The organism is Christiangramia sediminis, from assembly GCF_020552705.1.
GTDB classification, from domain to species: domain Bacteria; phylum Bacteroidota; class Bacteroidia; order Flavobacteriales; family Flavobacteriaceae; genus Christiangramia; species Christiangramia sediminis.
The window spans coordinates 799,477-819,366 of sequence record NZ_JAJBZG010000005.1 but is presented as its reverse complement, the minus strand read 5'-3'; the positions used below and the strand labels follow the sequence as shown (position 1 = coordinate 819,366).

Here is a 19,890-nt window from a genome sequence, read left to right as displayed (position 1 = left end):
GATTGTTCTTTCTTTTAGAAGTTAACGTTTAAATGAAAATTCACGAACCTTGACATTGGATAAGGTGTAACCTCAACGTTGTTAGCCAGTACGTTATTACCGAAATTCGATACTTCAGGATCATAACTGTTATAGTCAAATATGTTGATAAGGTTTCTTCCTGAAACACCAACCTTAACATTTGAAGCATATTTGATGAAATTATCTGGTAAAGTATAGAACAACCCGATCTCTCTCAGTTTTAAATATCCGGCATCTTCAATAAAAGGGCCCGGATTCACAAAAGCCTGACTTGCTCTATAAGCTCCATTACTAAGCTGACCACTTGGATCTAAATCTGTATCATTATAATCCCATGTAGTACCTGCCAGATCATACAATAAGGTGGTGAGATTTATATTATCTCCCCCTTTCTTCCAATGCCACAGAAAGGTAAAATCAAAGTTTTTATACTTAATTTCGTTATACCAGGACATTTGAAAATCTGGTTCTGCATTTCCATAAACAAAGAATCCATCTCCTTCAGGATCCCTGGCTTCGATCTCTTCTGCTGTAAAAGCAGTAGGATCATAAGTACCTACGATTTGAGTAGCACTTTTTCCTTCCTGAATAAGGAACGTCCCCAAGCCAGCTGCGAAACCACCATTGGTGAAAGCCGGAACATCCAGGCTGGTCACTTCAGATTTATTCTTCCACCACTTTAGACTGGCATTCCAGGAAAATTCATCTTTCAGCATCACAATGGCATTTAATCCTAATTCAATCCCTTTATTCTGAAGCTCTCCTCCATTTACTACCTCTGTGGTAAAACCAGAAGACGTAGGGAATTGTGATTGAATCAGTAAATCTTCAATTGTTTTATCATAAAATGAAACTGAGAAATCGAGTCTGTTATCAAATAACGTGAAGTCCAAACCATATTCTAATTCTTTTTGTCGTTCCGGGCCAATATTTGAATTTCCTCTCAAATTCGCCGGGCTTAAGCCTGAAGATCCATCGATAAACTGAGCATTCATCAAAGAGAATCGATCATTAAAATTGGGAAAACGACCTGCTTCCCCATAGGCGATCCTTGGCTTAAAAACACTAAGTGCATCTATAGACCAAAAATCAAACTTATGTAAATTAACTGCCAAGTTCGCCTTGGGATAATAGTACATCTCATTAGCATCTCCGTTATTAGTTGATTTATCCCCTCTCACACCAACAGTTCCAATAATCTGATCCTTAAAATTGATCTCTTCCTGAACAAAGAATCCTTTATCCCTTTGAGGCCTTATAACCTGATTAGTCGAGACATTAGTAGATTGCCCCAAATTAGTTTGGGAACCGTTTAAACCAGTGGCAATTGTAATTACAGTATTCCGGTTAAAATCCTGAAGGAAACTTCCGGCCTGGGTTGTAAATGCCAGACCATTTTCCAGATCAAGGTTATGTACCAGGAAGGCAGATAAGTTATAGTTTGTATTTACGGTACTACCAGAGATGGATACACCACCCAAGGATGTTGGATCCCTAAAGTAAGTAAGTCCACTCGGGAATATACTCGTAGTTCTTAAGGTGTATTGATCGAATCCACCTTCCAGTACCAATTTTAGCCTTTGAATATCTGTAGTTAAAAGCTTCACGTTAGTTTTTGCACTTCCTATAAAACGGTTAACTTCCTCCCTGTTCGTGGTTAAAGCTACTGTTTCAAGAACGTTAGAACCAGCACCTCCCGGAGGATATATCCCATCTACAGGATAAAGGTCTTCCCAGGGATAGGTGAAAGCCAAAGCATAGCCAACGGTTCTATTTGCGTTACCATTATTAAAAAATCCCCTGTCTGATTGAGAATTAATATAATTACTGGTAATATAAAGATCCAGCCAATCATTAAATCTCTGGCCAATATTCAATCTTATTGAACTTTTCTTATATCCTGTGTTATCTACCAATCCGGGCTCATTTCTATGAGTTGCTCCAAAGAAATAGTCTGTTTTTTGATTTGCTCCGGAAGTTGAAAAACGAGTGGTAGACGATACAACCGTATTATCAAAAAGCTCAGCTTCGTAATCATTTAAGGTTGGATTGTTAGGTCCTCCCAATGCCGTTATCTGTTCCTGAGTATAATCTCTTAAGCCTAGCAGCTGCGTAGGACTTCTTAATCCAACAACCTGAGAAAATGAAATTTTTGGCAATCCTAATTTTCCTCTTTTTGTAGTAATAAGCACCACACCACCGGCAGCACGAGATCCATAAATAGCAGCAGCCGAAGCTCCTTTAAGTATTTCTACAGATTCGATATCCTGTGGGTCTATATCTGCGATACGGTTAGAAGCATCATCCTGATTGGTTGAAGGATTTCCACCTCCGGCAGCCTCGCTCACAATATTATTCCCAAGGCCTATTGAAGAGTTATCCACGTATACACCATCCACTATAAAAAGCGGTTGTTGATCGCCAAAAATAGAGGTAACACCTCTCAAACGCATGGAAATACCACCTCCGGGAGCACCCGAGTTAGCTTTAATCTCTGCCCCGTTAAATTTTCCCGAAAGTGCTCCATCTAATCCAGATTGAACAGTAACTCCCGTTAATTCTTCTGCTGAAACCGAAGCAACAGCATTGGCAGTATTGGAACGTTTGGTAGAAGACGCCAAACCCGTTACAACTACTTCGTCTAAAGCCGCAGCAGACTCACTTAATCTAATCGTGGATGGTGAATCATCTGTGAACCTTATCTCCTGAGTTTCAAATCCTAAATATGAGAAAACCAAGGTCGTGGGGAGTGACTCTACCGTGAGACTAAAATTACCTTCAAAATCACTAGTAGTTCCATTACTTGTTCCTTTCTCGATCACATTCACGAAAGGTACTACCTCACCGGTAGCTTCGTTGATCGTTCTACCCTCAAGCACTTCCTGTGAAAAAAGCAAGGAAGGGCAGATCAGAAAGAGAATCACTTTGAAATAACTCAAAGAAAACTGCCTCATAATTGTTAATTTTATAGTTATATTAACAATATTAAGCATTTTTCTTAATAGAATAACAATAAATTAAGAATTGTTTTACGAACCCCTTATTCCTCCCAGCGTAAAGTTTCCATCATATGCCTCACATCTTTCTTAAGATATTCAGCGGCTGGAACAATGGAATCAAAATTTGGAAGACTGTTAAAATAAACCGACCCAGTAAGAAAATGATCTGTACTATCTGTAAGATAAAATTGGGCCTGGGAAGCGGCATCGCCGTCTACTTCATAAAATATTCCGTAGGTTTCATTAAACTCATTGGTATAAACATCACCTTCTATCACATCTGCTTTTATTGTATGCTGAAGCGGTAATTTCTGCGCATCCATCAAAAGCGAGTCAAGATTGTTCTTTACAGGCTGATAAGTAATAAAAACAACTCCATTCATAGATCTATAATTAAGATCAATCCAGCAGGGAATACGGTTTCGGGAAGGAGAAACTTCAGCAAGGCTATTAATTTCGAAAGAATAAGGACAACCAAAATCAATTCTTTTGTATTGCGCAGAGGGATATTCCAGGGAGAGAAAAGCTTTTGGCTTTGGCTGCGGATCATTCTTACATGAAATACATACCGAAAGAATCCCAATAATAGCCAAAATCAATTTTTTCATACCGGTGCAATACTAAATTTTATTTGTTTGATACGTTTATCGTCTATAACCTCAATAATAAAGGAGTAATTTAAAAACTGGATCTCATCGTTCTTCTTAGGAAAACCTCCTGAAATTTCCAATAAGAATCCTGCAAGTGTATCGGCTTCCCCTTTTTGGTCTTCAAAAACCGTGGAATCTTCAATCTTAGCAATCTTATAAAAATCTTTCAGAGGTGTTTTACCTTCAAAAACAAAGTTATTTTCATCAAGTTTGGAGTAAATAAGATCTTCATCATCAAATTCATCACTAATATCCCCTACAATTTCCTCAATGATATCTTCCAGAGAAATAAGACCACTGGTGCCTCCATACTCATCCACAACGATGGCAAGGTGATTTTTCTTATTCTGGAAATCATTTAAAAGATCATCAAGTTTCTTATTTTCGGGTACGAAATAAGGCTCTCTTACCAGGCTGGTCCAGTCAAAATTTTTATTATTAAGGTAAGGTAGCAGGTCTTTTATATATAATATCCCAATTACGTTATCTACATTATCCCTGTACACAGGAATTCTGGAATATCCATTTTCAATAATCTCAGGGATAATATCAGAGTAGGAACTTTCTTCATTCAGGGCGAAAATATCCATTCGTGGCCGCATCACCTGCTTGGTGTCTGTATTCCCAAAACTCACAATTCCCTGTAATATCTTCTGCTCTTCGCGGGTGGTGTCTTCCTCACTGGTTAACTCTAAAGCCTGTGAAAGATGATCTATACTTATAAAAGATCTCTGTTTGCCGAATTTCTCATGAAAATATAGAGTTACGGCTCGCATGGGAGTGCTTAAAGGTGTAAAAAAACTATCCAAAAAGTTTATAGGGTAAGCCATAAAATTGGAAAACTGAACTTTATTTCTGCTTGCATAAACTTTGGGCAGGATTTCTCCAAAAAGAAGAATAAGAAAAGTTACCAAACCAACTTCAAAGAAAAAGCGCAGATCTATTCCGTAGAATTCGGTGTTTATTCCTGCGAAGAGATCATCGGCCAGACTATCAAACAGAAGTACTATGGCAATATTTATAAAATTATTAGCTACAAGGATAGTAGCCAGAAGCTTTTTAGGCTTTTCCAGGAGATTTATTACGATATTTTGGGTTTTGGACCTTTTCCCGTCTTCAGTAATAAAGTTAGCCGGGGTTAAGGAAAAGAATGCTACTTCTGCTCCCGAAATAAGGGCAGAACATAATAATAGCACAAATAAAAATATCAAGCTGAAAAGATGGGTAATTCCCATGGTGATCCACAACAAAAGCAAACTGGGAGGTTCCGAATCCAAAGGCAAAAATTTTAGTTAAACTTAGAATGGTAAATCATCTTCCTCTTCTTCCTGAGAGTAAGATTCATTCTTATTGGCAAAGTTATCACTTTTAGGCTTAGCAGCTACATTTCCAGAAGTTTGAGAATTTCCTGAAGGTTCTGCTCCCGACTCATTTTTAGGAGTTAAGAAGGTAAATTCAGTACAATGAATTTCTGTAGAATACTTCTCATTCCCGGTATCATCCTGCCATTTACGAGTTTTAATACGCCCTTCAATATATACCTTATCTCCTTTTTTTAAGTATTTCTCACAAACCTCGGCAGCTTTATTTCGAACCACCACATTATGCCATTCAGTATTGGTTACACGTTCACCGGTTGTACGGTTAGTATAACTTTCATTAGTGGCCAGCGGAAATCTACCTATGGAGCCTCCACCTTCAAAATAATGCATTTTAACGTCATCTCCGGTATGTCCAATCAGCATTACTTTGTTCAATGTACCTGTCATTACTTAACTATTTAGAGACCGATAATCGGTTATTTGAAATAAATTTATTCTAAAATACTAAAAATTTCTGCCTGAAAATGCAAAAACATCCAAAGATATAAACAAGGATCTATTTATAAGCATCCGGAAGGTATTCATTCAGAAAATTTTCGATCAGTACCGGAACGGGATAATCCAGAATCTTCTCCAGGCTTACCGAATTTTCCTGCAAATCCTTAGAATTCACCAACCAGAACCTGGTAAATAAATGCTGATGGGAAAGTTTATGCACTACGGGGACTTCATTAAAAAGCTCAAGTTCAATGTTAGCATTCGAAACTGATTCTATAAAATCATCCAGAACCACTAATTCTTCTTCCTGAACCAGTTTTTCGGTTTCAACTAAAGGAAATTGGTATAAACCATTCCATATCCCCTTACCAGTACGCTGCTCCAGGATCGTTTTATCATCATCCAGGTTAAATACGAGGTAGTTGAAATATCTTTTTTTAATCTTTGTCTTTTTAAGCTTTACAGGAAGTTCCTTAATTCTGTTATTTTTCAGTGCCAGACATTTATCATTAAAAGGACAACTGTCACATTTCGGATTCTGAGGTTTGCAATGTAAAGCTCCAAATTCCATGATCGCCTGGTTGAAAGTTGACGGATCCTTCTTATCTAATAATTCCTGGGCAAGTTTTTTAAATTCTTTGATCCCAGCAGTACTATTTATAGGAGTGTCTATTCCAAAAATCCTTGACAATACTCTATACACATTTCCATCAACCACGGCCACAGGTTCATTATAACAAATAGAAGCAATAGCACTTGCGGTATAATCTCCAACTCCTTTTAACTTTAAAAGGCCTTTATAAGAATCAGGAAACTTTCCGTTTAGTTCAGAAGCGACGTATTTCGCAGTTTCATGAAGATTTCTAGCCCGGGAATAATAGCCTAATCCCTGCCAGAGTTTTAGCACCTCATCTGCAGGGGCATTTGCTAGATCAAAAACACTAGGATAGGCTTCAATAAATTTGTAATAGTAGGGCAAACCCTGCTCTATTCGCGTTTGTTGAAGCATAATTTCACTAAGCCAAATCTGGTACGGTTCGTGAGTCTTTCTCCATGGCAGGTCACGTTTGTTTTGCAAGTACCAATGGGTCAGTCTATTGGATAACACCATAATTAATAAGGAATCTCCGCAATAATAGGAGTTTATTCCGTTATTATTAGTGAATTAGGTTTGAAATATTGCAGATTTAATTCTTATATTTGCCCCCTTGAAAAATTGAAACCCCAATTTATAAATTTAAATAGCACGAAAATGACGAAAGCAGATATCGTAGCAAACATTTCAGAAAAGTTAGGAATGGAAAAAGGAGACGTTCAAGCTACTATTGAATCTTTTATGGATGAAGTAAAAACTTCTCTTGAAAGTGGAGATAATGTTTACCTTCGTGGCTTTGGAAGCTTTGTTGTAAAAACAAGAGCTGAAAAAACCGGGAGAAACATCTCTAAGAACACAACAATCAAAATCCCAGCACACAATATTCCGGCTTTCAAGCCTGCTAAGATTTTTGTAGAAGGAGTAAAATCTAATGTTGAGGTAAAATAATTGATCGCTTCTGCTTTTGCAGGAGGCTCAAAGGAAATAATTACTAATTTAAATGATATTGCACTATGCCTAGTGGTAAAAAAAGAAAAAGACATAAGGTGGCTACGCACAAGCGTAAGAAAAGAAGAAGAGCTAATCGCCACAAGAAAAAGTAGTTTTCAACTACTTTTTTTATTTAATCGTTCTTTGAAATCGAAACCCCCGACAAAATATTAATGTCGAGAAGGTTTCTTCAGGATTCAAAACCTGTGAAAAAATAATGTTTAATCCATCTATGTTTGTTTTATGACAGATATGGATAAAAAATCTGGAAGTGTGGACAAAGAATTAATTATCCGGTCCGAACCTTCTGCTGTAGATTTTGCCTTATTAAAAGATGGAAAACTTGTTGAACTCAACAAGGAAGAAGACAGCAACAAATTTAATGTTGGTGATATTTATATCGCGAAAATTAGAAAAGCTGTTCCCGGGCTAAATGCCGCATTTGTAAATGTTGGCTATGAGAAAGATGGTTTTTTACACTATCATGATCTGGGACCCCAGGTATCTTCTTTATTGAAGTTCATAAAACGTGTAAGCACAGGTAAACTAAAAGATTATTCTTTAAAGAATTTTTCTTTTGAAAAGGATATAGACAAAAACGGCTCTATTGCCGATGTCTTAAAATCCAATCAGTCGTTACTGGTTCAAATAGTAAAAGAACCTATCTCTACAAAAGGCCCAAGAATTAGCTCAGAGCTATCCTTACCCGGCCGTTATATTGTATTAGTTCCTTTTTCAAATCGAATTTCAGTTTCTCAGAAAATTGAAAGTAAAGACGAAAAGGAACGCCTCAAGAGATTGGTAAAAAGCATTAAACCCAAAGGTTTTGGGGTTATTGTAAGAACCGTAGCCGAAGGCAAAAAAGTAGCAGAACTGGACAGAGATCTTCAAAATTTAGTAGGTCGCTGGACAGCCATGTGTAAAAAATTGTATAAACCGCATCATCCCTCTAAGGTACTGGGAGAATTGAACAGGGCTTCTTCCCTGTTAAGAGACATTTTTAATGACTCCTTTACTTCTATTTGCGTAGATGATGAAACGCTTTATACTCAAATTAAAGATTATGTGAGCGAAATTGCTCCAGAAAAAGAATCAATCGTAAAATTGCATCAATCCAATCAACCTATTTTCGAGAAGAATGGTATCGAAAGACAAATTAAAACTTCCTTTGGGCGCACCGTTTCTATGAGTAAAGGCGCCTACCTGGTAATAGAACACACCGAAGCCATGCACGTCATCGACGTGAATAGTGGAAACCGTTCCAACAAATCCAAGAACCAGGAAGATACCGCTCTGGAGGTGAATATGATTAGTGCTACCGAAATTGCCCGCCAATTACGACTTCGTGATATGGGAGGAATTATCGTGGTAGACTTCATAGACATGAATAAAGCTGAAAACAGAAAAACGCTTTATGATCACCTTCGAAATGAAATGAGTGACGACAGGGCAAAACATAAAATTTTGCCGCCGAGTAAGTTTGGATTAATTCAAATTACGAGACAGCGCGTAAGGCCAGAAATGAACATCAAAACCCGGGAGGAAAATCCAAACGGTGATGGTGAAGTTGAAGCACCAATAAGTTTGGTGAACAAAATAAAAGTGGACCTTGAAAAACTGATCAAAAAAGAACATAAAAAGATCACGCTTAGCGCACATCCATTTATTGCCGCCTTTTTAACTAAAGGCTTTCCATCTCCCCGATCTAAGTGGTTTGTAGACCACAAACGTTGGGTGAAAATTTTACCTCGCGATGCTTACACGTATTTAGAGTACCACTTTCACGATAAAGACGGGAAAGTGATCAAATAAAAGAAAACGCCTTTCAAGCAATTGGAAGGCGTTTTTTTATTTCTAAATCTCAACAAAAAGCTGCTTAATTAACTCGATTCACATATTATTTAATTCAAATGAATCCTCTTATTTGAATTTAATAAATAAGCAACAAAGCTTTAGTACTGCTTTAACTTGATAGAATCTATTTCAGGATTAGATTTATACTTATTAACCAATAAATATAAAATCATGAAGGATTTAAAGGAATTATTTGAACATCAGCTAAAAGATCTTTACAGTGCCGAAAGCCAGTTAATTAAAGCATTACCAAAAATGGTGAAAAATGCCCACGATAAGAAACTGAAAGAAGCATTTGAGGGTCACCTTGAAGAGACCAAAGAACATAAAGAACGTCTGGCAGAGATCTGTAAAGAACTTGGGATCAAACCAACCGGGGAAACCTGCAAGGCGATGAAAGGTCTTATTGAAGAGGCTGAAGACTTTTTAAAAGAAGATGCCAGTGAAGAAGTAAGGGATGCAGGTCTTATCGCAGATGCCCAAAGAGTAGAGCACTATGAAATTTCTGGTTACGGAACCGTGGTGAGATATGCCAAGGAATTGGGTCATAAGGATATCGCTAAAAAACTACAGAAAACGCTTGATGAAGAATATAATGCAGACAATAAACTTGACAAATTAGCGGAGAGTAGATTAAATAAGAAAGCGAAATAACAGCCCTTTTAGTAGAAAACTAACTATCAAAGCCTTCCTAATCGGGAGGCTTTTTTTCCAATATCGAAATTGGCGATGCTAACCTCAACGTAAATGATCTTCAAAATTCTATCTTTGGAACATGAAAAAATATTCTACGTTGATAAGTATTATCACACTTATCTTCGGGTTTACCTTTTACGGAGAACATATTACAATTAATGTCTTTGACACCCAGTATGTCATCGCTGCAGAAGTCATATTTTTCGGCATCTGGTTAATCTGTATGCTGATTTTTCAACTTATTAATCTGAAAAAATTCCTGTCCAAGAATGAAGCATGATCAAAAATCTTATACGGTTGATGAAGCGCTTCAAAAACTGATGCATTATTGCGCCTATCGTGACAGGTCTCAGAAAGAAGTTGAAAACAAGCTTGATGAGATGAGAATGATCCCGGAAGCAAAAGAGAAGATCATTATTTCGCTTATGCAGGAAAATTTTCTAAATGAAGAGCGATTTGCCAGAAGTTTTGTTCGGGGGAAATTCAGAATTAAAAAATGGGGACGCGTAAAGATCACTCAGGAACTTAAAAAGAAAGAAATATCATCGCCCATTATAAAACTGGGGCTTTCAGAAATAAAGGAGTCAGATTATATAAAAACGCTGTATGAGCTGGCAGAAAAAAAAGAAGAAAAAACAACCGAACCCAATTCCTTTAAAAAGAAAAAAAAACTGGCAGATCATTTATTACGTAAAGGCTATGAAAGTTCGCTGGTTTTTGACTGCGTGAATGAGATCATAGAATAATATCATTCTTTTTATGAGTACGTTTTACGGCCTGCTCATTTTTATAGTCTATCCATTTTTGCCCTCTCAGTTTACGCATATAATTATCAAAATGTCTCATAAAAATGAGATTATAGACGGCCTTTGAAAAGTTGGTCAAGGTACGTGGAGTTGCCCTTAAACTCATGGAAAAACCTGCCGTAAGATAAGTCATGTGATGCCAGTATCCTTCAGGCATATATAGGGTTTCACCATGATTTAATTCTGTAATAAAACCTTTTGCTTTCTTCAATACAGGGAATTTATCAAAGTCGGGGTTATTAAAATTGATATCTTCTCTTGCTATTAAAGCATGCGGCACCTTATAAAGATGCTTGCTTTCTGATGGTGGAAATAAAATACATTGCTTTTTTCCGTGGAAATGAAAATGGAGAATATTTGCGTAATCTATATCATAATGCATAAATACCTTCGAATTTTCACCTCCGAAAAATAGCATGGGCAGTTGCTTCAGAAACCTAAGACCTACGTCGGGAAATTTGAAGTCTTTCTGAAGACTGGGAACCTCCTTCATCAAATGATAGAGAAAAATGCGATAATTTGTTGGTCTGGTCTTTAAAAGATCAATGTATTCGCTCATTTTCATCTTTGCATGAGCTTCGTTGAATTTATATTCAGAAGAAATTGGGCGATCGTCATACAACGGAACCTCCTTTTCTCCAGCTACTTCATTGATATAGTCCAGATCCCATTTTTTATATGCCGGCCAGTCCTCAATTAGTTTCTCAATAACCACCGGTTTTTGGGGCTGTACATATTCCCTAAGAAAATCTGCTTTAGAAATTCTTTTTACCCTGGGTATTTGCTCAAGATCCATTTTTCCTTGCTCCATTATTCTATTCCGGCATTTCTATTAGTTCTTTTTACAGCTAAACGATTCTTATAATCGATCCACTTTTGTCCTCGTAACTTTCGCATCAAATTATCATAATTCCGGACAAATAATAGATTATTAAGCACTTCTGCGATCTTTTTGGGTGATTTTGGCAGTGATCTTAAAGTTAAGGATAAACTTGGAGATTCATATTTTATAAAATGCCACCAGTGGCTGGGAATATATAAAGTATCGCCATGTTGCAAAGTGGCTTCAAAACCTTTGGCCTTCGCCAGGGCTGGATATTTATCAAAATCGGGATCATCCATATCAATAATCTCCATACTAACTATAGAATAAGGAACTTTATAAAGCAAACCCGTTTGATCGGGAGGATAAAGAATCACTTTCTTTTTACCCACAAAATTAAAGTGGAAATTGTTAGCTAGGTCCATGTCATAATGCATCACCACTTTTGAACCTTCACCCCCGACAAAAAGTACCGGAAGCTTCTTAAAGAACTTAACTCCCAGATCGGGATATTGAAAATCATTAATTAATTCTGGACAATTCTGAAGCAGATTAAAAAAGAACATTCTAAGATCTGTGGGACCTTTTTTAAGAATATCAATGTACTCTTTAAAGGGAACCTTCATGGCAATTCCATGAGAATTCTGCCTTCCCTTTGCCGGTTTTCCATCATATAAGGGCACCACAACTTCGCCCGCCTTTTCCCGGAAATAATCAAAATTCCATTTATGATAAGCAGGCCAATTTGCGGTTAGATCTTCAATGATGACCGGCTTATTCGGTTTAAAATACTCCCTGAGAAAATCTTCTTTAGAAAGATTCTTTCTCCTGGGAATATTTTGAAGATCTAATTGCAATATTGTTTGTTTAGGAGCTACGCCTTGGTTTTAGCCTTTTGTTGTGCCTCAAGATTCCTGTCGATCTTATGAGCTGGTCGGGACCATTTAGGTTTTTCTCCCTGACTCTGGAATTGTGAATTTTCAGCAGCTACACTTTCCGGCTGGGATTTTTTCTCAAATGCCTTCTGAGGATTTAATCCGAGCATTTTGAACATTTCCATATCCTCACTTACATCAGGATTTGGGGTGGTTAAAAGTTTATCTCCCGCAAAAATAGAATTCGCACCCGCAAAGAAACACATTGCCTGTCCTTCCCTGCTCATTTGCGTTCTTCCTGCTGAAAGTCTCACCTGAGTTTCAGGCATTACTATTCTGGTAGTTGCCACCATTTTTATCATGTCCCAGATAGGCACCTGCTGCTGCTCTGCTAGTGGAGTTCCCTCTACCGGCACCAAAGCATTTATAGGCACAGATTCCGGCTGCGGATTTAAGGTAGAAAGGGCCACCAGCATCCCGGCACGGTCTGCTTCGCTTTCTCCCATTCCTATAATTCCACCGCTGCAAACGGTAACATTTGTTTTTCTAACATTGCCAATAGTGTCCAGTCTATCCTGGTAACCACGGGTAGAAATTACTTCTTTGTAATATTCTTCGGATGAATCCAGGTTGTGATTGTAAGCATAAAGGCCTGCTTCCGCCAGACGCTCTGCCTGGTTTTCGGTAAGCATTCCCAAAGTACAGCAAACTTCCATATCCAGTTTATTGATAGTTCTCACCATCTCCAGAACATTGTCAAATTCCTCACCATCTTTCACATTTCTCCAGGCCGCACCCATACAAACACGTGAGCTTCCTGAAGCCTTAGCTCTTAATGCCTGGGCTTTTACCTGATTTACGCTCATAAGGTCATTCCCCTCAAGATCGGTATGGTACCGAGCTGCCTGAGGGCAGTAGCCACAATCTTCTGGGCAACCACCTGTTTTTATGGAAAGCAGGGTAGAAACCTGTACGGTATTAGGGTCGTGATGTTCGCGGTGAATAGTTGCTGCTTCATAAAGCAACTCCATAAAAGGCTTATTATATATCTCTAGGATTTCTTCTTTAGTCCAGTCGTGTTTAAGTGCCATGTAAATTGATTTGTATTCAAAAATAACGAAAACTCAGGTTTATTCGGGAAAGCTAGTTCAAGATTTATAAACGGGATAACTAACAATTGTTATTTTTTTCCGATAAGGATAGAAACTGCATTTCCACCAAAGCCTACAGAGTTCACTAATATGTTTTCCAGTTTATCTGGTTGTTGTTTAAATTCTGAAAATGGAACCGGTAAAAATTGCTGATGCTGAAGCATCAAAACTGCCATTTGCAGGCTCAATATTCCCGAAGCTGCAAAGCTATGCCCTGTTTTCCATTTATTACTTGTAATTGCCGGTAATTTATCCTGAAATACAGATCTCACCGCATTTACTTCCGCCAGATCACCTCCAATGGTGCCCGGGGCATGCATTACTACCGCATCTATATCCTTTTCAGCCATATGGCCCATGGCCATTTTCATTGATTTCTGAAGACATTTTCCATTCTTACTCAAGGAAGCACCGTGTTTCAATTTTTCATTTGCGTAACCAATTCCTTTTATAACTCCCAAAGAGTTCTCTTCCTTTACTGAAGTTAAAGAGACAATGCCCGCCCCTTCACTTAAGATCATTGAATTCTGTAATTTTTGCATATCCAGGGCGCGACATGGATAAGCAATATTTTCTGTAGCATAGATCTTCATTGCCTTCATCTGGGCCAGCGTAAAACCGGTAAGCGGTGCTTCACTTCCTCCAGCCAGAAAGCTTTTTGCCATTCCGCTTTGTATCCAGGCGATCGCATTTAAAATGGAATGCATCCCTGTGGAGCAGGTTACAGAATGTGAAAATTCAGGACCATTCAATTGAAGATCCTGGGCTACCCAGGAAGAAATATTTCCCAGGGTGGTTGAGGGCGAACTGTAGGTGGATGATCTTCCGGTTTGGAGATATTCAGCGTGATATTTTTCAAAAAGACCAGTAGCACCGCGGCTGCTTCCTATATTGATACCGGTAGCCTTATCTGAGATATTTAAGTTTTTAAAAGCAGATCTTGCCGCCAGAATAGCGTAAAGTACAGAATTATCGAGATAGCGATATTTTGAATTTTCGCCTCTTAATTCTTCTACCTCTTTTTGAAGTTCTTCCGATAGATCTCCTACCCAGGAGGCCTCATCACCCACTTCTTTTAGATGAAAAAAATGATCATTAGAAATATAGTTTTCCCAGACCTCTTCAGATGTTTTTCCCAGTGGAGAAATGCTGCCGATAGAAGTTATTGAAACCGGATTTTTCAAAAGCTAAATTTTTGGGTAAAAATAAGGCTGAAATACCGATTAGCTAAATTTCAGAACCTAAATTCTACTTTTTTCAGGTTCAAAATAAAGGTTTTTAGTAGAAAGCATTTTCTTCTCCCCGACAGCTACTTTATCGATCTCTGTTTTGATCTTTTCAGGAAGCAGCTCAAATAACGGCTGATCCAAATTTTGGATCAATGGGAACAATGGTTCCAGAGTTTTATCCCATTCTATATAGAGATCCAGAGTATCATCAGGCTTCACCGTTTTACGCTCCACGCCTTCATCTTCCGGAACAAATGATTCTGATAAATTCAAATATCCATAATCGTCTGTAAGTTCTTCATCTACCAAAATATCCCTGATAGCAACTTCAAAATTATATCCGGTAGAAAGACAATTAGACTTAAAGCTATGATTAACATATTTAGCCAAATCCCAGCACAGAATATGTTCTCCCTTACTATTTCGGAAACTGTATTTCTCAAGAAGCTCTTTGGCTAGCGGTTTAAAATTGTCCGGTTCATCGGGCTGAAAAACTGCATCAAGTTCATCCTGAACCCAGGTTATGGTTCCTTTTCGTATAACTTTAGTTGCCACTACGCCAAAGCCTTTTTCGTCACTAATCCATTTCAATTTCGTATCAGGATGCATCATAATTTTAAGATTTATCTATCTAAATTAGATAAAAATCACATCCAAAATTTAAAATTTTTAACTGATTAGAAATTTTTTAGAACTCTCTAAGTAAGTCTTCTATAACCGAATAAAGCTTTTGAAGTTCCTTTTCTGAAATTACATAAGGTGGAACTATATAAATGGTATTTCCCAGCGGACGAAGAAATACGCCCCTATCCATACAGAATTTGAAGAGTTGGTTACGCAACCCGCCATAACGGTCGGTTTTTACATCCAGTTCAAACGCAAAGATCACCCCCTTACTTCTTACATTCTTAAGCTTTGGATGATCTTTTAATTTGTCTACAAATTCAAGATTAGCCTTAGTAATATTTTGAATATTTACCTGCATTTCTTCGGAAACCAGGAGCTCCACAGCAGCCAGTGCCGCGGTACAGGCCAAAGGATTCGCCGTATACGTATGACCATGGAATAAACCTTTGGCCAGATCATCAGAATAAAAAGCCTCATATATTTTCTGGGAACAGGAAGTGAGACCCATGGGCAGAAGACCCGCAGTAAGGGCTTTGGACATACAAACCACATCGGGTTTCTCTTCCATATAATCTGAAGCGAAATACTTCCCGGTTTTGCCAAATCCCGTCATTACTTCATCTGCCACCAAAACAATTTCATTCTCTCTACAGATTTTCAGAATTTCATTTAGTCCATCGGCATCATGAAATTTCATGGCGGCCGCACCCTGGATTAGGGGTTCGTAAATAAACCCGGCTAAGTTATGTTCTGAAATGATCTTTTTTAAAGCCTTTATGACTTCCTGATTATTATCACCAGATGGTACGGGAATTCGTTTAACCTTTATAAAATGATCTTCAAAAGCACCATTATAAACCGATAAGCCGGAAACCGACATGGCCCCGAAAGTGTCTCCATGGAAACCTTCCTCAAAAGCCAGCATTACCTTACGATCATTCCCGAGATTATGATGGTATTGTAAAGCCATTTTAATACCGATCTCCGTAGCAGTAGAACCATTATCATTAAAGAATAATTTCTGCTGACCCTCTGGGAGGATTTCAATAAGCGCTTCAGAAAGTTTTATTGCCGGTTCATGGGTGAAACCACTAAAGACCACCTGATCCAGATTTTGCATCTGCTCAGCGACCTTACTGGTAATATATTGGTTGCAATGACCATAAACCGCAGTGTACCAGGAAGAAATTCCGTCGATATATTCTTTCCCATTATCATCGGTTAGAATACAACCTTTTGCTTTTTTGATGGGCAACATCTCCGGACTCGTTTTGTGCTGCGTTAATGGATGCCATAAATGTTTTTTATCTCTATCGGCTAAACTTTCAGTCTTCACTTCTACATTTCGCATAATCTCTCTCTAAACTTTTCAGCATATTCTTTTATCACCATTTCATCAAAATAGGGTTCTTCTTCAATTCGGCCAATCACCTGTACTTTTCCTATTTTTTTGATTGCATCTTCGGTAGTTGGATGCTCTTCTCCACTAAAAATGATCCCAATATTCTTGATTCCGCGACTTTTTAATGCTTCAATACTCAATAAGGTATGATTAATACTCCCCAGATAATGCCTGGAAACAAGAATCACGAAGTCTTCTTTTGAAATAAGATCGGCAATGATTTCCTTATTATTTAGCGGAACCATTAATCCGCCGGCACCTTCAACAACCAGATCTTTTTCAGTTTCTGGTCTTTTTATTTTTTTTATATCGATTTTAATTCCGTCAATTTCTGCTGCAGCATGAGGGCTCATGGGTGTCTTCAAAGCGTATGCATTTTGGAAAAACACGGTGTTTTTATTTCTCACCAGTTTCTGCACTTTATGAGCATCAGAATTTTCAAGATCTCCAGCCTGTATAGGCTTCCAGTAATCGGCTTCCATAGCTTCCGTAATAATTGCAGAAACGATGGTCTTCCCAACTTCAGTTCCAATTCCCGTTATAAAAAATGTCTTCGGCATTATTTATTATTTGCCACAAAATTACCCAAGACTTTTAAGACCTGCGAGATTTCTTCGGAAGAATTATAAGAATGTATACAAAATCTCAATCGCTCACTGCCCACGGGAACAGTGGAAGAAAGTATGGGCTTCACATTAAAGCCTTTATTCTGAAGTTCTAAAGCTGCTGATTTCACTTTTGTATTTCCTGAAATAAGGCATGCCTGAATTGCAGAATCACTTTCAATAAAAATATCCTGAAGTTCATTTTTAATTACTTCAGATCTAAAATGCTGAATATTCTTCTCTAAGTCTTTTAAAGGCTTCTGCTCGTTTTCCAAATAGCGGTAAGCAGCGCTTATTGTAGCAATCGTATGTGGTGATAAAGCCGTAGTATATATAAGGCTACGGGAAAAATTCACCAGGTAGTCCTTTAAACTACTGTTTCCAAGAATTACAGCTCCGTGACAACCAATAGCCTTTCCAAAAGTGTGGATGCGTGCAAAAATCCTGTTTTCAGTCTTTAGATGTTGCGCGAGTCCCTGTCCTTTTTCACCAATTACGCCTGTCGCATGAGCTTCATCCACGATCAAATATGCATGGTACTTTTCGCTGAGTTCCAACAATGCCTCCAGATGGGGAGAATCACCGTCCATGGAAAAAACAGATTCGGTCACAATGTAAATTTCAGAATCTTCACTATTTCTACTCAAACGCTCCAACTTACGCTTAAGATCTTCAAGGTCATTATGCTGAAATTTGTAATTTCTGGCCAGGCTCATTTTTAATCCATCACGTATGGAGGCGTGAGAATATTCATCGTAAAAGATGATATCACTCTTTTGAGGAACGGCCGAAAAGAAACCAATATTGGCATCATAGCCGGAATTGAAAATTAATGCCGCCTGAGAATTATGAAAACTTGCCAGCTGATTTTCCACTTTTTTGAAAAGAGGATGATTTCCAGATAAGAGCCTGGAACCCGTAGAGCCGTTTAGAACTCCATATTCCCGCATTATTTTCCCTGTGTTTTCTGCAATAGTTTCAGAATTCGAAAAACCCAGATAATCATTAGAAAAAAAATCTATCCCAGTAGAAAATGGCAATAAACTTCTAAATGAATTTTCTTCCTTCCTATTTTGAAGTCTTTTCTCTAATTTTAAGGGAAGCTTTTTCATGTGCACAAAAGTAAACATTCAAAGTGTAAAATATGGATTGGACATTATTTGCCATACGAGTTAGCCTGGCTACTATTGCTGGACTTATTATAGGCCTGGAAAGAGAAATTCAAGGAAAAGAAGCTGGACTAAAAACAAATGCGCTGGTATCACTGGGTTCGGCAATATTTATATTAATGTCAGTTGAATTTCAAGGCGAAAAATATGTTGATATTACGCGTGTGCTGGGGCAAATTGTTGTTGGAATAGGTTTTATAGGCGCGGGAACAATTCTTGAAAGGAAAAATAAGGTTAAAGGCTTAACTACTGCAGCTACAGTTTGGTGTAGTGCCGCCGTGGGATGCTTAGCAGGTTTCGGAATGTATACGGAACTGGGAATAGTTAGTGGGATCATCCTCATTATAAACATGGTATTCGGTTATATTGAGCATAAAATGATCAAGAAAAAGAAAAAAGAAAGCTAAAGTCGGAATTCGAAATTATTATTTATCATTCATTTTCGTATGATCTACGTTGTCTTCAGGTGTATCATCCACCATACTTTTTAAAATATGGGTGTTTTTTTGATATTTTCCTCTTAATTCATCCATTACAGATTTATCCCAAAGTTTTACTCCAATAAAATAGGAAGCCCGGCCAATAAGATGTGCACTCACCGGAGCGGTTAAGAATAAAAACAGAATGATCACAAAAGCCTGGGAGGTAACATCGGCACTACTAAAATAAACGGTAGTAGACATTAAAACCAATCCCACTCCAAGCGTAGCCGCTTTGGTGGTCACCGAAATCCTCAAATAAGTATCTGGCATTCTAACGATCCCAATCGCCGCTAAAAGCACGAATAGAGCTCCAAATGTTGCTATGACTCCTACTATTATTTCAATCATTTTCTTTTTCTTTTTTCCAGATAATAAGACAGAGCTACCGTACTTAAAAAGGCAATAAGAGCGAGAATAAGAGCAGTATCCATTAAAGTAGACTGATTGTATATGACACTGTAAACGGCTATAACTCCAATTCCAGTGGTGATCAAAAGATCCAATGCTACTATTTTATCGGCAATACTTGGTCCTTTGATAAATCTCCAAAGAATAAGCACGGCTGAAACAACCAGGACTGGTAAAATTATAAAATGTAAATATTCAAATAACGTCATGACAGTACCTCCAATATTCTGCGTTCAAAACCATCTTTTATCCCCCTAATGAACTTTTCTCTATCTTTTACATACATCGCATGCACAAAAAGCACTTTTTTATCATTTGAGACATCCAGACTCAAGGTGCCGGGTGTAAGCGAGATCATATTCGCCAGCATGGTGATCCCAATATCAGATTTTATATCAAGGGGCACCATGATAATCCCCGGGGTCATATTAAGCTTTGGGGTAATCACTTCATAAGCAACTTCAATATTCGCCTTGATAAGTTCATAAAGAAAGAATACCAATAAGATAATGATCTTAGGGACAATAAGAAAATACCTGCTTCTCTTACGTCCTACGGTAATCAACCAAAGGATATGAAAATTCAGGAAGAATCCAAAAAGATAATTCTCGAATGAAAAATCTCCTGTCAGGGCAACCCAGACAAAGGTCAATAATATGTTCGAGAGAAATTTATTCTTCATTATTCC

The 19,890-nt window shown here is 37.8% G+C and carries 22 protein-coding genes; 6 read left to right on the top strand and 16 right to left on the bottom strand.

Annotation, left to right across the window (positions count from 1 at the left end):
* Positions 1-14 precede the first annotated feature (14 nt).
* The 5 genes from LGQ90_RS13155 to mutY all read right to left on the bottom strand — a co-directional run bounded on the left by LGQ90_RS13155 (position 15) and on the right by mutY (position 6,601).
* Entirely contained in the window at positions 15-2,975 is a 2,961-nt protein-coding gene (locus tag LGQ90_RS13155) for a SusC/RagA family TonB-linked outer membrane protein (RefSeq protein WP_229341661.1), read from the bottom strand.
* A gap of 86 nt (positions 2,976-3,061) precedes the next feature.
* A complete protein-coding gene (gene gldD, locus LGQ90_RS13150; RefSeq protein ID WP_229341659.1) occupies positions 3,062-3,628 on the bottom strand; it encodes a gliding motility lipoprotein GldD in 567 nt (188 codons plus the stop codon).
* Entirely contained in the window at positions 3,625-4,947 is a 1,323-nt protein-coding gene (locus tag LGQ90_RS13145) for a gliding motility-associated protein GldE (protein WP_229341658.1), read from the bottom strand. Before LGQ90_RS13145 ends, gldD begins: the two co-directional genes overlap by 4 nt.
* Before the next feature lie 21 nt (positions 4,948-4,968).
* Positions 4,969-5,439, bottom strand: coding sequence for a single-stranded DNA-binding protein (locus tag LGQ90_RS13140; RefSeq protein ID WP_229341657.1), 471 nt, complete (start codon positions 5,437-5,439; stop codon positions 4,969-4,971).
* 109 nt (positions 5,440-5,548) lie between these two features.
* The gene (mutY, locus tag LGQ90_RS13135) at positions 5,549-6,601 is read right to left on the bottom strand and encodes an A/G-specific adenine glycosylase (RefSeq protein ID WP_229341656.1); all 1,053 of its coding nucleotides are present in this window, start codon (positions 6,599-6,601) and stop codon (positions 5,549-5,551) included.
* Between the two features lie 141 nt (positions 6,602-6,742).
* On the opposite strand from mutY, the gene LGQ90_RS13130 reads away from it, so the two are divergent.
* The 5 genes from LGQ90_RS13130 (at position 6,743) to LGQ90_RS13110 (ending at position 10,371) form a co-directional block, all read left to right on the top strand.
* Positions 6,743-7,033 carry an HU family DNA-binding protein gene (locus LGQ90_RS13130; RefSeq protein ID WP_011711414.1) on the top strand — a complete coding sequence of 97 codons (291 nt, stop codon included), beginning with the start codon at positions 6,743-6,745 and terminating at the stop codon, positions 7,031-7,033.
* 315 nt (positions 7,034-7,348) lie between these two features.
* On the top strand, positions 7,349-8,887 hold the full coding sequence (locus LGQ90_RS13125) for an Rne/Rng family ribonuclease (RefSeq protein WP_229342447.1): 1,539 nt from the start codon (positions 7,349-7,351) through the stop codon (positions 8,885-8,887).
* Between the two features lie 213 nt (positions 8,888-9,100).
* On the top strand, positions 9,101-9,583 hold the full coding sequence (locus LGQ90_RS13120) for a YciE/YciF ferroxidase family protein (RefSeq protein WP_229341655.1): 483 nt from the start codon (positions 9,101-9,103) through the stop codon (positions 9,581-9,583).
* Positions 9,584-9,704: 121 nt separating this feature from the next.
* Entirely contained in the window at positions 9,705-9,905 is a 201-nt protein-coding gene (locus tag LGQ90_RS13115) for a hypothetical protein (RefSeq protein WP_229341654.1), read from the top strand.
* Positions 9,895-10,371, top strand: a complete 477-nt coding sequence (locus LGQ90_RS13110) for a regulatory protein RecX (protein ID WP_229341653.1) — start codon at positions 9,895-9,897, stop codon at positions 10,369-10,371. The genes LGQ90_RS13115 and LGQ90_RS13110 overlap by 11 nt, the downstream gene beginning before the upstream one ends.
* Here LGQ90_RS13110 and LGQ90_RS13105 read toward each other — a convergent pair.
* The 8 genes from LGQ90_RS13105 to LGQ90_RS13070 form a co-directional block, all read right to left on the bottom strand.
* Entirely contained in the window at positions 10,361-11,242 is an 882-nt protein-coding gene (locus LGQ90_RS13105; protein WP_229341652.1) for a cupin-like domain-containing protein, read from the bottom strand. The genes LGQ90_RS13110 and LGQ90_RS13105 overlap by 11 nt on opposite strands.
* Positions 11,242-12,111 (bottom strand): cupin-like domain-containing protein, encoded by an 870-nt coding sequence (locus LGQ90_RS13100; RefSeq protein WP_229341651.1) that lies wholly within the window; start codon positions 12,109-12,111, stop codon positions 11,242-11,244. The genes LGQ90_RS13105 and LGQ90_RS13100 overlap by 1 nt, the downstream gene beginning before the upstream one ends.
* Positions 12,112-12,128: 17 nt before the next feature.
* Positions 12,129-13,220 (bottom strand): biotin synthase BioB, encoded by a 1,092-nt coding sequence (gene bioB / locus LGQ90_RS13095; RefSeq protein WP_229341650.1) that lies wholly within the window; start codon positions 13,218-13,220, stop codon positions 12,129-12,131.
* Positions 13,221-13,309: 89 nt separating this feature from the next.
* A complete protein-coding gene (locus LGQ90_RS13090) occupies positions 13,310-14,464 on the bottom strand; it encodes a beta-ketoacyl synthase N-terminal-like domain-containing protein (RefSeq protein WP_229341648.1) in 1,155 nt (384 codons plus the stop codon).
* Positions 14,465-14,521: 57 nt separating this feature from the next.
* Positions 14,522-15,121 carry an SET domain-containing protein gene (locus LGQ90_RS13085; protein ID WP_229341646.1) on the bottom strand — a complete coding sequence of 200 codons (600 nt, stop codon included), beginning with the start codon at positions 15,119-15,121 and terminating at the stop codon, positions 14,522-14,524.
* 76 nt (positions 15,122-15,197) lie between these two features.
* Positions 15,198-16,487 carry an adenosylmethionine--8-amino-7-oxononanoate transaminase gene (gene bioA, locus LGQ90_RS13080; RefSeq protein ID WP_229341644.1) on the bottom strand — a complete coding sequence of 430 codons (1,290 nt, stop codon included), beginning with the start codon at positions 16,485-16,487 and terminating at the stop codon, positions 15,198-15,200.
* The gene (bioD, locus tag LGQ90_RS13075; RefSeq protein WP_229341643.1) at positions 16,475-17,098 is read right to left on the bottom strand and encodes a dethiobiotin synthase; all 624 of its coding nucleotides are present in this window, start codon (positions 17,096-17,098) and stop codon (positions 16,475-16,477) included. Before bioD ends, bioA begins: the two co-directional genes overlap by 13 nt.
* Positions 17,098-18,255 (bottom strand): aminotransferase class I/II-fold pyridoxal phosphate-dependent enzyme, encoded by a 1,158-nt coding sequence (locus LGQ90_RS13070; RefSeq protein ID WP_229341642.1) that lies wholly within the window; start codon positions 18,253-18,255, stop codon positions 17,098-17,100. The genes bioD and LGQ90_RS13070 overlap by 1 nt, the downstream gene beginning before the upstream one ends.
* 32 nt (positions 18,256-18,287) lie before the next feature.
* Between LGQ90_RS13070 and LGQ90_RS13065 the strand changes: the two genes are divergently transcribed.
* Complete coding sequence (locus tag LGQ90_RS13065; protein WP_229341641.1) at positions 18,288-18,719, top strand: MgtC/SapB family protein; 432 nt, start codon at positions 18,288-18,290, stop codon at positions 18,717-18,719.
* A gap of 18 nt (positions 18,720-18,737) precedes the next feature.
* Here the strand turns inward: LGQ90_RS13065 and mnhG are convergent, their stop codons facing one another.
* Genes mnhG through LGQ90_RS13050 form a run of 3 tightly spaced genes read right to left on the bottom strand, consistent with a single transcriptional unit; the run spans position 18,738 to position 19,884 of the window.
* Entirely contained in the window at positions 18,738-19,142 is a 405-nt protein-coding gene (mnhG, locus tag LGQ90_RS13060; protein WP_229341640.1) for a monovalent cation/H(+) antiporter subunit G, read from the bottom strand.
* Positions 19,139-19,411 carry a cation:proton antiporter gene (locus LGQ90_RS13055; protein ID WP_229341639.1) on the bottom strand — a complete coding sequence of 91 codons (273 nt, stop codon included), beginning with the start codon at positions 19,409-19,411 and terminating at the stop codon, positions 19,139-19,141. Before LGQ90_RS13055 ends, mnhG begins: the two co-directional genes overlap by 4 nt.
* The gene (locus LGQ90_RS13050; RefSeq protein WP_229341637.1) at positions 19,408-19,884 is read right to left on the bottom strand and encodes a Na+/H+ antiporter subunit E; all 477 of its coding nucleotides are present in this window, start codon (positions 19,882-19,884) and stop codon (positions 19,408-19,410) included. The genes LGQ90_RS13055 and LGQ90_RS13050 overlap by 4 nt, the downstream gene beginning before the upstream one ends.
* Positions 19,885-19,890 lie beyond the last annotated feature (6 nt).

Excerpts from the sequence above, each read along its gene's own strand:
- LGQ90_RS13155 (WP_229341661.1), bottom strand. The coding sequence starts at position 2,975 with ATGAGGCAGTTTTCTTTGAGTTATTTCAAAGTGATTCTCTTTCTGATC.
- gldD (WP_229341659.1), bottom strand. The coding sequence starts at position 3,628 with ATGAAAAAATTGATTTTGGCTATTATTGGGATTCTTTCGGTATGTATT.
- LGQ90_RS13140 (WP_229341657.1), bottom strand. The coding sequence starts at position 5,439 with ATGACAGGTACATTGAACAAAGTAATGCTGATTGGACATACCGGAGAT.
- mutY (WP_229341656.1), bottom strand. The coding sequence starts at position 6,601 with ATGGTGTTATCCAATAGACTGACCCATTGGTACTTGCAAAACAAACGT.
- LGQ90_RS13130 (WP_011711414.1), top strand. The coding sequence starts at position 6,743 with ATGACGAAAGCAGATATCGTAGCAAACATTTCAGAAAAGTTAGGAATG.
- LGQ90_RS13120 (WP_229341655.1), top strand. The coding sequence starts at position 9,101 with ATGAAGGATTTAAAGGAATTATTTGAACATCAGCTAAAAGATCTTTAC.
- LGQ90_RS13115 (WP_229341654.1), top strand. The coding sequence starts at position 9,705 with ATGAAAAAATATTCTACGTTGATAAGTATTATCACACTTATCTTCGGG.
- LGQ90_RS13110 (WP_229341653.1), top strand. The coding sequence starts at position 9,895 with ATGAAGCATGATCAAAAATCTTATACGGTTGATGAAGCGCTTCAAAAA.
- LGQ90_RS13105 (WP_229341652.1), bottom strand. The coding sequence starts at position 11,242 with ATGGAGCAAGGAAAAATGGATCTTGAGCAAATACCCAGGGTAAAAAGA.
- bioB (WP_229341650.1), bottom strand. The coding sequence starts at position 13,220 with ATGGCACTTAAACACGACTGGACTAAAGAAGAAATCCTAGAGATATAT.
- LGQ90_RS13085 (WP_229341646.1), bottom strand. The coding sequence starts at position 15,121 with ATGATGCATCCTGATACGAAATTGAAATGGATTAGTGACGAAAAAGGC.
- bioA (WP_229341644.1), bottom strand. The coding sequence starts at position 16,487 with ATGCGAAATGTAGAAGTGAAGACTGAAAGTTTAGCCGATAGAGATAAA.
- bioD (WP_229341643.1), bottom strand. The coding sequence starts at position 17,098 with ATGCCGAAGACATTTTTTATAACGGGAATTGGAACTGAAGTTGGGAAG.
- LGQ90_RS13070 (WP_229341642.1), bottom strand. The coding sequence starts at position 18,255 with ATGAAAAAGCTTCCCTTAAAATTAGAGAAAAGACTTCAAAATAGGAAG.
- LGQ90_RS13065 (WP_229341641.1), top strand. The coding sequence starts at position 18,288 with ATGGATTGGACATTATTTGCCATACGAGTTAGCCTGGCTACTATTGCT.
- mnhG (WP_229341640.1), bottom strand. The coding sequence starts at position 19,142 with ATGATTGAAATAATAGTAGGAGTCATAGCAACATTTGGAGCTCTATTC.
- LGQ90_RS13055 (WP_229341639.1), bottom strand. The coding sequence starts at position 19,411 with ATGACGTTATTTGAATATTTACATTTTATAATTTTACCAGTCCTGGTT.
- LGQ90_RS13050 (WP_229341637.1), bottom strand. The coding sequence starts at position 19,884 with ATGAAGAATAAATTTCTCTCGAACATATTATTGACCTTTGTCTGGGTT.